Source organism: Mesorhizobium sp. 2RAF21 (genome assembly GCF_052115345.1).
Classification (GTDB): domain Bacteria; phylum Pseudomonadota; class Alphaproteobacteria; order Rhizobiales; family Rhizobiaceae; genus Mesorhizobium; species Mesorhizobium terrae.
The window spans coordinates 476,357-488,032 of the sequence record NZ_JBFRGM010000001.1 but is presented as its reverse complement, the minus strand read 5'-3'; the positions used below and the strand labels follow the sequence as shown (position 1 = coordinate 488,032).

Below are 11,676 nucleotides of genomic sequence, written 5' to 3'. Positions count from 1 at the left end.
GACGCCCTGAAAAACCCGCCGATGATGCTACGGCCCGATTCGGGCCGGGTAAGTGATCCGCTTCACATTCATTCCGGCCGGAGCGATGTAAATTGCAGGCTGCGGTCAATCGGCCCTCAGCCTGCCGCGTCGAAGTTTTCCAGCATCCGGCGGTTGACGGATTTGTCGGCAAACGGAACCCATTCGATCCAGCCGCGCCGGAATTTGGGATGCCGTACGCCAAAAATGGCGAGTTCGGCCCGGGCGGCCTCGATCTGCCCGCTGCGGGCGAGCGCACCGATCTTCAGGAACCGTGGATAAAAATACTCCTGCGCCAGGGCGAGGGATCTTTCGGCAACGGCGATGACGGCGGGCCAGTCCTCGATCAGCGTGTAGGCGACGGCGAGTTCGCCCAGGCTGTGGAAGCGGTAGGTGTCGAAGGGCGACAACCGGTCGGCACGCTTCAGGATCGGGATCGCATCGTCCGGGCGCGACAGCAAAAGCTGCGCGCTGCCGGCTCCCAGATTGGCCGGCACGAAACTCGGATTGTAGTGCAGCGCCTGCTGCAGGAAATCCAGCGCAAGGTAAGGACGGCCGCGCAGGATCTCAACGAAGCCGAGGAAGGTGTAGGGTCGCGCATCCTGGCTGTCGACGAGCAAGGCGCGCTGGGCGAAATCGCTCACCCTCTCAAGATCGTCGACATTTCCGAAATTGAGCCAGGCACGCCAGAAATACCACCAGGCGAGTTCGTTGAGCACGGCGCTGGAATTGGGGTCTTCGTCAAAAGCCTGCTGGAACAGCTTCAGCGCCGCATCCATGTCTTCCTTGGTGCGGCGCTGCATGTGCCAGCGGCCGCGGCGCACCAGTTGCCAGGTTTCCAGCCGTTCCCACGGAATCTGGAAGGTGCGCACCTGCTCGACGCGATCCACCTCGCGTTCGAGCGTGGAGACGATCTCGCCGCCGAGATCGTCCTGCAGCTTGATCACATGCTCCAGGTCGCGCTCGAAGCGGCCGGACCAGACGACCCGCCCGTTGCTGCTGTCGATCAGGGAGGAGTTGAGGCGAATGCGGCGATCAGAACTGGCGATCGACCCGGTCACCAAATAGCGCGCGCCGAGCAGCTTGCCGATGGCCGCCATGCCCAGCCACTGGTCGCGGAACTGGAAGCTCGAATCGCGCGCGATGACGGGGAGGGACCGCGTTGCCGCCAGGCCATGGATGATGTCGTCGACGATGCCGTCGGCAAGGTAGTCCGTCGACCTGTCCTGGCTGGCGTTCTGGAACGGCAGCACGGCGATCGCCGGCTGAAGATGACCGGCATTGGCGAGGATTTGCTGGACATGCGAGGAGCGCGCCTGGGCGAACGCCGCCGGCGGCGCCTGTGTGGCCGCCGGATTGGCGATCAGGATGCGCACCGGCAAGGCGATGTTCTTGAGCGGCAGCGGGCCGAGATCGGTGAACTCCGCCGAAAGCTTGCCATTGACGTGTTCGAATGTCGTCTCGGTGATGGCGACACCGCCCGGTGGTGAAAACTCCTGCAAGCGCGCCGAGACGTTCACGCAGTCGCCGAAGATGCCGCCCTCGTCGAAAATGACGACGCCCGTGGCGATGCCGATGCGGAACGGCATCCTGAGTTGTTCCGCGACCGAAGCGTTGAGCTTTTCGACACGTGCCTGGGTTTCGAGCGAGGCGCGCAGCGCCTCCACCGGGCTGCCGAACTCCGCCATCATGCTGTCGCCGGCGGCTCCGAACACACGGCCGCCGAATTCGGCAACGGTCTCGGAAATAGCGGACCGACGTTCCTGGAAGATGGCGACAGCGGTTTCCTGGTTCTCGTTCATCAGACGCGAGAACCCGACTGCGTCAATGGCGCAGATCGTTGAAAGCTGCCGTGTCGCCTGATGATCGACCATGCGTGGCGACCCCGATCCCCCAAAATACGGATGAGCAGCACATGCCAGAGCCAGCCGTCCCAAGGCCGATGGCAGATACTTTGAATCGAGTAACGATTAGAAGTACTTCGCCATTGTCCCCCACATGGACAAAGCCTCAGAAAGGCTAACACAGATTTAGGGGACCTGCAAAACCAATACGCGGCGAACGCCCGAGGTTTGGCGGGCATCCCCGGGGATATTTTCCGTGGCCTAGAGAGCGCGATGGCGATCGCGTGAAAGAACAGAAAACTCCGCGGGAACGAGCCCGCGGAGTTCGCCTCCATCGCCTATTCGGCGATATCGACGGTCTCGAAGCGATGCGACCCGAGCGGGTCCATCACATAACCCGACACCTTCTTCGACATCGGCAGCGAAACGGTCGAGTGATCGAGCGTCGCCCACGGCGCCTGTTCTTTGAACAGGACCTGCAGCTGATGGTACATTTTCGTGCGCTCGGCCTGGTCGGAGGTGACGCGCGCCTTCTGCATCAACTCCTCGACCGGCTTGTAGCACCAGTTGGCGAAATTGGCTCCACCGACGCCTGAACAGGCGAAGAAATAGCTGATCAGATTGTCGGGATCGCCATTGTCGCTGGTGGCGCCGAGGATGATGGCGCCGTCGCGGTCCTTGTCGCGGGCCCGTTTCACATACTCGCCCCAGTCGTAGGAGACGATTTCAGCGGTGACCCCGACCTTGGCGAAGTCGGCCTGGATCAGTTCGGCCGTGCGATGCGCGTTGGGCATGTAAGGCCTGCTCACCGGCATCGCCCAGATCTTCATCTTGAGATCCTTGACCCCGGCCCCATCCAGCATCTTCCTAGCTGCCTCGGGATCGTATTTGTCGTCGACGACCGCGTCGTTGTAGCCCCACATGCCGGGCGGCAGCGGGTTTTTGGCCACCTGCCCGGTGCCCTGGAAGATCGCATCGATGATCGCCTGCTTGTTCATCGCCATGTTAAGCGCGCGGCGCACTTCCACCTTGTCGAAGGGTGGCATCAGCGTGTTGTAGGCGAGGTAGGCCACGTTGAGGCCGGGCTTCTCCATGACCGTCAGGTTGGGGTCGACCTTGAGGTCGGCGATGTCGGCCGGTGCCGGGTAGGGCGCGACCTGGCATTCGCCGGCTCGCAAACGCTGGATGCGCGCGGTGGGGTCTATGGTGATCGCGAAGACCAGTTCGTCGAGCTTCGGCTTCTGGCCGAAATAGTCGGGATTGGCCTGGAAGCGGATGACCGCGTCCTGCTGATAGTCGACGAAGCGAAACGGCCCGGTGCCGATCGGCTGCTGGTTCAACTTTTCCTTGGTGCCGGCGGCGGCAAGCTTGTCGGCATATTCCTTCGACATGACGGAGCCGAAATCCATCGCAAGCATAGCCAGAAGCGAACCGGACGGCTGGTTCAGCACGATCTTCACCGTCTGGTCGTCGACCTTGACGATATCCTTGATGAGGGCCTGCATCTCCATGCTCTCGAAAATCTCATAGCTAGAGCCGGCGATGTAGGTGTACCAGGGATCGTTCTTGAGACGCTGGCGGTTGAGCGAGAACAGCACGTCGTCGGCTGTCAGCTCCCGGGTCGGCGTGAAATAGTCCGTGGTCTGGAACTTCACGCCCTTGTGCAGCTTGAAGGTGTATTCGAGCTTGTCGTCCGAGATCGACCAGCTTTCCGCGAGGCCGGGAACGACATTGGTGGTGCCGTTCTCGAATTCGACGAGACGGCTGTAGACAGGCTTGGACGAGGCATCCCAGGTCGAGTTGCTGGAATAGAGCGCCGGATCAAAGCCCTCCGGCGCGCTTTCCGAACAATAGACGAGGCTCTTCGCGAAAGCCTGGCTGGCCAACAGCCCGGACAGGACCGTGATGGCGACACCGGTGGCGAGCTTGGTGACCAACCGGCCGCGCTGCACAATTGTCATGTTCTTTCCCCTTCGTTTCTTGATTGTCGTGTCATCGGCGGGTGGAAAGGCGGCCTTCCTTGATATGCGGGCCGCCCAATGGATGGTTCATTCAACGCGGCCGGCAGTGGTTTCCAGACCGCGACCCTGGCGCCACACCGGATCCGGCCGCGTCCACAGGATGTCGGAGGTGATCAGTTTGGCGACCTCGCGGGCGTGCAGAGCCAGGAACTTTTCGCCCTTCTCGGCCGTGCCCTTGCTGGGAAAACCCCAGGTGCCGGTCTTGGGCGCGCGTTCGGAGAAGGAATAGAAGCGGGAAGCGCCATGCGGTGCCTCGTTCTGCCCGGCCTGCAAGGCTTCGGCCTCCTTGAACTTGTCGGTTTTGACGATGTCTCCGGCGATTGCCAGCATGACCGAAGCCTCGCCTTCGCAGGCATGCTTCGGGCCATCGTCGGCTTCGAACAGGGCGGAGGTTTCCTCCTGCGCCAGGAACCACGGCGTCGTCGCCACGATCGGCATGTCGAACTCGACCGCCAGTTCGCGTATGGCGACCGCCAGCGGATCGACATTGCCGCCATGGCCGTTGACGATAAGCAGGCGGGTGAAGCCGAGTGCCTTCAGCGAGCGGGCGACTGACCGCAGTACGCCGTGATAGGCGGCGTAGTCGAGCGTGATGGTGCCGCCGAAGGGCAGGTGATGTTCACTCATGCCGAGCCAGAGGCCAGGCAGCACCGCCAGCGGCACGTCTTCCGCGACGAGCCTTGCCGCGCGCACGGCCGCTGCAACGGCGCTCGCTGTATCGGTGATGACCGGCAAATGCGGCCCATGCTGCTCCAGCGAACCGACCGGCAGGATGGCCAGTGCGTTGCCGCGCTCGGCGATCGCGCGCAGCTCCGGCGCCGTCATGCGCGCCCATTCCACTTCCCGAGCCATTGCTTTCCTCCTCGAAACGATAATCCCCGGCAACGGCGGGCCACTTCGCGGCCAACCGTCTCCGAAGCTGCCTCCGGCAGATTTTCGTGTCCCAATCCAGCGAAAGGGAATTCCATTTTCCGATACGACAAATGATTTTCCTTGTTGCCGATATTGTCAACGGCTATCGTCGTATCGGCGAACTGGACCAATGATTGGGGATCGATGGCCAAGCACCCGAAACTCGGATCGAACCTGAAGGCGCTGCGCCAGAGACATGGCTGGAAGCTCAGCGATGTCAGCCACAAGACGGGCGTGGCGGTGTCGACGCTGTCCAAGGTCGAGAACGACCAGATGTCGTTGTCCTACGACAAGCTGCTGCAGATCAGCGAAGGGCTTGGCCTGTCGATGGCGGAACTGGTGGCCGAACCGGAAATCCCCGGCCACCCGCTGACCCGGCGATCAGTCAATCTGCAGGGCGACGGGCTGCGGCAAAAAACCCAGAACTACGATTATCTTTACCTCAGCACCGACATCACCAAAAAGCGCATGGTGCCGGTGCTGACGCGCATCACCACCCGCTCGCTGGATGAATTCGGCCCGCTCATCAAACATTCCGGCGAGGAATTCCTCTATGTGCTCGAAGGCACCATTGAGGTGCACACCGAGCATTATGCGCCGGTGCGGCTGGAGAAGGGCGAAAGCATCTACATCGACAGCACCATGGGACATGCCTATCTCGCGGTCAGCGAAGCCGACGGGCTGGTGCTTGCCGTGTGCTCCAGCGCGCAGCCGGACTTCCAGTCGGCGCTGATCGAGATGCTGGATCATTAGAGCGCCGCGCGTCCGTTCGGGCGCGCAAAGGACGCTCTAGCACTTTGAGATGGCGCATGAACCCGAAAATCGATGCCGATTTTCGGGTTCATGCGCCGAGCCGGCGCTTGACGTCGTTTTCAAATTTTGAAAATGCTTAGCGCATAGGAAAACGTCGCGTCGAGATGAAGCCGACGCCAGGAAACATCCGATGACCACACAAGAAACCGGCCACCGGCAGGAGCCAGTCAAGACCGACGTCCTGATCATCGGCGGCGGCATTGCCGGCGCGTCCGTCGGCTACTGGCTGGCGCCGCATCTGAAAACGGTCATGCTCGAGCGCGAGAGCCAGCCCGGTTACCATTCGACGGGCCGCTCGGCCGCGCTGTTCAGCGAAACCTATGGTACGCGCCAGGTCTGCGCGCTGACCAAGGCGAGCCGGGCCTTCCTCGAAACGCCGCCCGCCGGCTTTACGGAGCATCCGATCCTGACGCCGCGCGGCATGCTGGTCGTGGCGTCCGCCGAGCAGGAGCATCTACTGGAAGAACATCAGGAGGCGGCCCGCTCGATCGGCCTCTCCGGCGAGCGGCTCGATTTCGAGGGCGCAAAAGCCTGGATTCCTGTATTGCGCCCCGAAAGCACGGTCGGTGCGGTCTATAATTCAATGGCCGAAGACATCGACGTGCACGCCCTGCACCAGGGCTATCTGCGCGGGTTCAAGCGTGCCGGGGGCACCGTCGTCAACAATGCCGAAGTGACCGCTGCCGAACGGATCGGTGCCGACTGGCGCATCACCGCCTCGGGCAAGGACTATATCGCGCCGATCGTGATCAATGCCGCCGGTGCGTGGGGCGACGAAGTCGGCGCCCTGCTCGGCGCCAAACGGGTCGGGCTGGAGCCGCGCCGGCGCACCGCTTTCGTGTTCGCGCCGCCGGCCGGGCTGGACGTGACCCGCTGGCCGATGTTCATCAGCGCCGACGAGAGCTGCTACATCAAGCCCGATGCCGGCATGCTGCTGGGCTCGCCGGCCAATGCCGATCCGATGCCACCGCAGGACGTGCAGCCGGAAATGGAGGATATCGCCCTCGGCATCCACCGTATCGAGGAGTTGACCACGCTTCCCGTGGGCCGCCCCAGCCGCGTCTGGGCAGGCCTGCGCTCCTTCGTCAGCGACGGAGACCTTGTCGGCGGTTTCGACCCTTCCGTGCCCGGCCTGTTCTGGCTGGTCGCACAAGGCGGCTACGGCATCCAGACATCCGCCGCCATGGGCGAAGCCTGTGCGGCGCTCGTTCGCGGGCAGCCGCTGCCCGGGCGCATCGTCGATTTCGGCCTCGACACGGGCATGCTCGGCCCGGCGCGGCTCGACAGACAGTAAGACCGGCGTCAATCCGGCCCAGCTACCGCTAGACGGCAAATGCAAAAGCCCCGCTCCACATGAGGTGAAGCGGGGTCTTTTTTGTTCATGAAGGCAATCAGCGCGCCGAGAAGCCCGGGGGCGTACGGCCAACGCGCGACTTGCGCGCGGCATAACGTGCGTCGCGCTTAGCCTTGCGTTCGGCCTCGTCGGCCAAAACGCGGGCAATGCGCTCGTTCTCTTCGGCATCGCGCAAGGCAGCTTCCTCGCGTGCCTTCTCTTCGGCTTCCAGCCTTGCAGCCTCGGCAGCCGCTTCACGCGCAGCCTTCTCGGCCGCTTCGCGTGCCAGGCGTTCCTGCTTCAGCCGAGCCTTCTCAGCCTCGCGCACGGCGCGCGCCTCGAGAATCGCCTTGCGTTCGGCCTGACGGGCCAACACCGCGGGGTCGTCTGCTGCGGGTTTCGCCTTGAAGCGCTCCAGAAGCGCCTTCTTTGCCTCGTTCGCGGCATTACGCCGCTCGAAAATGTCTTTTTCCCTGTAGATAGCCAAGTCCAGTTCCCTGAAGTCTATGTGCGCCGCTTACATACGCGCGCAAAGCCAGAGATCAAGCGCCAAAACGGTATGCCAGCCATGAATAGAACGCTTATGTTGCAATGCAACGACATATTAGAGCGCCGCGCGGCCATTCGGACGAGCAAAGGGTACTCCAACACTTTTGAATTTGCGCGTCGTGCTTTCGAAAATTGAACCCGATTTTCGGGCCGATGCGTTAGCGCTGGCATAATCAGTCGGTTTGCTGCCTCATCGGCCCCACCCTATATGCGGTTTCACCATCCAGCGGGGCCTGCCCATGACCGATCTTTCCGTTCTCGACCTGTCGCCGATCATCGAAGGCGGCAGCGCCGCGCAGTCGCTGGCCAACACGCTGGATCTGGCCCGCCATGCCGAACGGCTGGATTACAAGCGCTACTGGCTGGCCGAACACCACAACATGCCCGGCATCGCCAGCGCGGCCACCGCCGTGGTGATCGCCCATGTCGCTGGCGGCACCAACACCATTCGCGTTGGCGCCGGCGGCATCATGCTGCCCAACCATGCACCGCTGGTGATCGCCGAACAATTCGGCACGCTGGCTGCCCTTCATCCCGGCCGCATCGATCTTGGACTGGGCCGCGCGCCGGGCACGGACATGCTGACCGCACGCGCCCTGCGCCGCAATCTCGACGCCGGCGTGGACAGTTTCCCCCGCGACGTCGTCGAACTGATGGCCTATTTCGAAGCTGCGGAAGAAGGCCAGCGCATCCGCGCCGTGCCGGGTGAAGGCGAGGATGTGCCCGTCTGGATCCTCGGCTCCAGCCTATACGGGGCGCAACTCGCCGCCATGCTCGGCCTGCCCTACGCCTTTGCATCGCATTTCGCGCCGGCCGAACTCGACCAGGCACTGGAGGTTTACCGGACGCGGTTCGAACCGTCGAAACAACTCGACAAGCCGCGTGTGATGCTGGGCCTCAACGTCATCGCCGCCCCGACCGACGCCGAGGCGCGGCTGTTGTTCACATCGCTACAGCAGGCTTTCGTCAATCTGCGCAGCGGCCGACCGGGCAAACTGCCGCCGCCGGTCGAGAACTATGACCGCGATCTCGACCCCGTCGCGCGCACCATGCTCAACCAGGCGCTCTCCTGCGCGGTCGTCGGCTCGCCGGAAACGGTGCGGCAAGGTGTCGAGACCTTCATCCAGCGTACCGGGGCGGACGAACTGATGGTGACGGCGCAGGTCTTCGACCATGCGGCACGCGTGCGGTCGTTCGAGATTCTGGCAGACGTGCACCGCGAACTGTCGAAGGCGGCATGACGGCGCAAACGCGCCGTTACTTCACCGCCTGCACCAGTGCTGTGTCAGGGTAACAGGTGGCCGCGCGGCCGTTCTTGGCCTGCCACTCGCCGATCGAGCGCCGGGTCTTGAAGCCGGGCAGCCCATCCGCGCTGCCGACGTCGTAGCCCTTCTTCTCCAACGCGCGCTGCAGGGCTGCGATATCCGAGCGATAGAGCCCGCCGACCGCGCCCCAGTCCGCCGAAAATCGATGATCGCCTTGAGCGATACGGTCGGCGGCGAGGCCAATGAACAGCGCGTAAAGGTCGGACGTATTGTATTCCTTCAACACGTAGAAATTGGGCGTGGCGAGGAACGCCGGACCATTGCGGCCGGCCGGCATCATCAGGAAGCCCTCGGCTTTCTGCTCGCTTGCCGGGAACGCCTTGCCGCCGACACGCTTGATGCCGAGCTTGGCCCATTCCGCGATCGGCTTGCCGCGGTCCGGTCCTTCCAGCGAACACGACACGCTTTCAGGCACCGTCACCTCATAGCCCCAGCCGCGCCCCTTCACCCAGCCATACTGGGTCAGATAGTTGGCGATGGACGCGAGGATGTCCGGCACCGAGTTCCAGATATCGGTCTTGCCGTCGCCGTCGAAATCGACCGCGTGTTTCAGGAAAGACGTCGGCATGAATTGCGGCTGGCCGAGCGCGCCGGCCCAAGAGGATTTCATGGCGCCAACCGGCGCCAGCCCGCGTTGCACGATCTCCAGCGCCGCCAGCAGCTCCTCGCGGAACATGTCCTTGCGTGTCGCCAGAAAGGCCTTGGTGCCGAGCACTTCGAAGGCATCGTACGGCATCTTGGCAGTGCCGAAGCCGCTTTCACGACCCCAGATTGCCAGCAATATCGGCGCCGGAACACCGTAGCGCTTTTCGATCTGGCTGAGCGTGGCGGTATATTTGCCGGCGCGCGCACGGCCGCCGCTTGAGACCGCGCCAACGATCTTTTCGGCGAAATAGGCGCCCGGCGAACCGAATTCGGCCTGATGCTGCTTCTTCGGCGTCTTCGGTTTCTCGCCCGGCAGGACGAGATCGGGCAGCTTGAGGTTGGGCCTCACGCCGTCGAAGGCGGCCTTGAAGGTGGCCTGCGAAATGCCCTTTGCCTTGGCCTCGGGCCAGAGATCGTTCTGCAGCCAAGCGCGGAATTGGTCGTCGACGGACGCGGCGGAGGCGGGGGCCGTCAAACCGGCAACGACCCCGAGCAACAGCAAAAACCTTGCCAGGAAGATGGGCAGGTAGCGAGGGTTCAAACTGTGCATCCGACCCTTCCCCGAAAACCCTGCATCAAAATGCCGTGCGCGACTTCAGCGCTGCTGCCAGCGTGCCCTCGTCGAGATAGTCGAGCTCGCCGCCCACCGGCACGCCATGCGCCAGCCGCGTCACCTTCACCTCGAAGCCGGAGAGCTGGTCGGTGAGATAATGCGCCGTGGTCTGGCCTTCGACGGTGGCGTTGACGGCCAGAATGATCTCCTTGATCGCGCCGGCGGCAACGCGGTCGACCAGCGAACGGATGTTCAGCTGGTCCGGCCCGATGCCGTCCAGGGGCGAGAGCGTGCCGCCGAGCACGTGATAGCGGACGTTCATGGCCGAAGCCCGTTCCAGCGCCCAAAGGTCGGAGACGTCCTCGACCACGATCAACGTCGCATCGTCGCGGCGCGGATCGGTGCAGATCATGCAGGGGTCTGCGGTATCGACATTGCCGCAATTCGAGCAGATGCGCACCTTTTCCGCTGCCTCGCTCATGGCACCAGCGAGCGGCGACAGCAGCTGATCCTTCTTCTTGATAAGGTGCAACGCGGCGCGGCGTGCCGAACGCGGGCCAAGTCCCGGCACCTTGGCCAGAAGCTGGATCAGGCGTTCGATCTCGGGACCGGCGATTCGCTTGGACATCGCACCGATGTAGGATTTTTCCAGCCGGTTTGAAACTGAAAGCCGCGCGCGTCCGCAACGATGCGGACGGAAACCGCCATCCGAACGGAGACGCCGGTCAGGCCGGCGCGCCGATCATTGCAGCGGACGGCTCTCGCTCATGATGAGCGCGCCGATGGCGTCGGTATTGTCCGGCGTCGACTGGAACGACATCACCGGCTGCGGTTCAGCCATCGAAGCGGAGGCCATGATCGGAGCCGGTCGTTCGCTCGGCACAGCCGAAGCGGTGATCACCGGCAACGGCGCCGGCTCGGCCGAAGCCATCACCACGGGCGCGGTCACGGCAGCTTTTGTCGCCTTGGTCGTCGCGAAGGCGGTGGCTGTCGACGTGCTCGACACGACCGGTGCCGCCGGCGTCGCCATGGCGATGGCAACCGGGTTCTCGTCCGGCAGCGGCTGCCAGTTGCGGCCGCGCTTTTCGTAGAAGGCGTTGCCGCCGGCAACCAGCACATAATGCATATTGTTGTAAGGGAACTTCAGCCCCGCCGTGTGGAAGTACATCGAGTTCTTCAGCTTGGTGGAGCGCTCACCGTTGAGCACGGCCTCGGCCGCCGCCTGCACGTCCGGCATGGCACGGGAATTCATGCGGCGCGTCATCACGCCGGGCGCGAACTGGCCACGCTCGCCGACAACCGTGCAGACGTCGTTGCCATGCTTGCCGGACCGCAGGCGGTTCATCACCACGGTGCCGACGGCGACCATGCCATCGCGGCTGGAACGGTTCGATTCGAAGAACATCGCGCGCGACAGGCATTCCTTATCGCGGGCGGAATAACGGTAGGGGCGAACCTTGGAGCTCGGCGCGACCGAATCGGTGAATTTGGTCACCGACATGCCGTGGCTACCGGTTGTCTGGCTGCAGGCGGCCAACAAAAGGGGCGCCAGAACCACCGTTCCCAGAACGAACGGTCTTTTCCATCGCTTGGCGATCAACAAACGTCCCTCATTTTCGCGCCGCCTTGTCCCCAGGATATGCGGCAAGAATGAGACACTTTC

Annotated in this window: 10 protein-coding genes; 3 read left to right on the top strand and 7 right to left on the bottom strand. The window is 63.3% G+C overall.

What is annotated here, in order from left to right; genetic code table 11:
* Positions 1 to 116 precede the first annotated feature (116 nt).
* The 3 genes from AB4136_RS02455 to AB4136_RS02445 form a co-directional block, all read right to left on the bottom strand.
* On the bottom strand, positions 117 to 1,892 hold the full coding sequence (locus AB4136_RS02455) for an adenylate/guanylate cyclase domain-containing protein (RefSeq protein WP_024923375.1): 1,776 nt from the start codon (positions 1,890 to 1,892) through the stop codon (positions 117 to 119).
* A gap of 308 nt (positions 1,893 to 2,200) precedes the next feature.
* Positions 2,201 to 3,823 carry an ABC transporter substrate-binding protein gene (locus tag AB4136_RS02450; RefSeq protein ID WP_024923374.1) on the bottom strand — a complete coding sequence of 541 codons (1,623 nt, stop codon included), beginning with the start codon at positions 3,821 to 3,823 and terminating at the stop codon, positions 2,201 to 2,203.
* A gap of 87 nt (positions 3,824 to 3,910) precedes the next feature.
* Positions 3,911 to 4,735, bottom strand: coding sequence for a creatininase family protein (locus tag AB4136_RS02445; RefSeq protein WP_024923373.1), 825 nt, complete (start codon positions 4,733 to 4,735; stop codon positions 3,911 to 3,913).
* A 204-nt stretch (positions 4,736 to 4,939) separates the two neighbouring features.
* Here AB4136_RS02445 and AB4136_RS02440 point away from each other — a divergent pair, with 204 nt between their 5' ends.
* Entirely contained in the window at positions 4,940 to 5,548 is a 609-nt protein-coding gene (locus tag AB4136_RS02440) for a helix-turn-helix domain-containing protein (protein WP_024923372.1), read from the top strand.
* A 190-nt stretch (positions 5,549 to 5,738) separates the two neighbouring features.
* Complete coding sequence (locus AB4136_RS02435; protein WP_137900325.1) at positions 5,739 to 6,902, top strand: FAD-dependent oxidoreductase; 1,164 nt, start codon at positions 5,739 to 5,741, stop codon at positions 6,900 to 6,902.
* A 97-nt stretch (positions 6,903 to 6,999) separates the two neighbouring features.
* On the opposite strand, the gene AB4136_RS02430 is transcribed toward AB4136_RS02435, so the two are convergent.
* Entirely contained in the window at positions 7,000 to 7,428 is a 429-nt protein-coding gene (locus AB4136_RS02430; protein WP_024923370.1) for a DUF6481 family protein, read from the bottom strand.
* A gap of 301 nt (positions 7,429 to 7,729) precedes the next feature.
* Here AB4136_RS02430 and AB4136_RS02425 point away from each other — a divergent pair, with 301 nt between their 5' ends.
* Positions 7,730 to 8,731: an LLM class flavin-dependent oxidoreductase gene (locus AB4136_RS02425; protein ID WP_024923369.1), complete on the top strand. Its 1,002-nt coding sequence runs from the start codon at positions 7,730 to 7,732 to the stop codon at positions 8,729 to 8,731.
* Positions 8,732 to 8,747: 16 nt separating this feature from the next.
* Here AB4136_RS02425 and AB4136_RS02420 read toward each other — a convergent pair whose 3' ends face one another.
* From AB4136_RS02420 to AB4136_RS02410, 3 genes are all read right to left on the bottom strand, one after another.
* Positions 8,748 to 10,010, bottom strand: coding sequence for a lytic murein transglycosylase (locus AB4136_RS02420; RefSeq protein ID WP_024923368.1), 1,263 nt, complete (start codon positions 10,008 to 10,010; stop codon positions 8,748 to 8,750).
* 25 nt (positions 10,011 to 10,035) lie between these two features.
* Positions 10,036 to 10,641, bottom strand: coding sequence for a recombination mediator RecR (gene recR, locus AB4136_RS02415; protein ID WP_036254971.1), 606 nt, complete (start codon positions 10,639 to 10,641; stop codon positions 10,036 to 10,038).
* Positions 10,642 to 10,755: 114 nt separating this feature from the next.
* Positions 10,756 to 11,613 (bottom strand): cell wall hydrolase, encoded by an 858-nt coding sequence (locus tag AB4136_RS02410; protein WP_036255001.1) that lies wholly within the window; start codon positions 11,611 to 11,613, stop codon positions 10,756 to 10,758.
* Between the last annotated feature and the right edge of the window lie 63 nt (positions 11,614 to 11,676).

Coding starts and splice junctions, on each gene's coding strand:
- AB4136_RS02425 (WP_024923369.1), top strand. CDS start 7,730: ATGACCGATCTTTCCGTTCTCGACCTGTCGCCGATCATCGAAGGCGGC.
- AB4136_RS02445 (WP_024923373.1), bottom strand. CDS start 4,735: ATGGCTCGGGAAGTGGAATGGGCGCGCATGACGGCGCCGGAGCTGCGC.
- AB4136_RS02420 (WP_024923368.1), bottom strand. CDS start 10,010: ATGCACAGTTTGAACCCTCGCTACCTGCCCATCTTCCTGGCAAGGTTT.
- AB4136_RS02455 (WP_024923375.1), bottom strand. CDS start 1,892: ATGGTCGATCATCAGGCGACACGGCAGCTTTCAACGATCTGCGCCATT.
- AB4136_RS02450 (WP_024923374.1), bottom strand. CDS start 3,823: ATGACAATTGTGCAGCGCGGCCGGTTGGTCACCAAGCTCGCCACCGGT.
- recR (WP_036254971.1), bottom strand. CDS start 10,641: ATGTCCAAGCGAATCGCCGGTCCCGAGATCGAACGCCTGATCCAGCTT.
- AB4136_RS02435 (WP_137900325.1), top strand. CDS start 5,739: ATGACCACACAAGAAACCGGCCACCGGCAGGAGCCAGTCAAGACCGAC.
- AB4136_RS02440 (WP_024923372.1), top strand. CDS start 4,940: ATGGCCAAGCACCCGAAACTCGGATCGAACCTGAAGGCGCTGCGCCAG.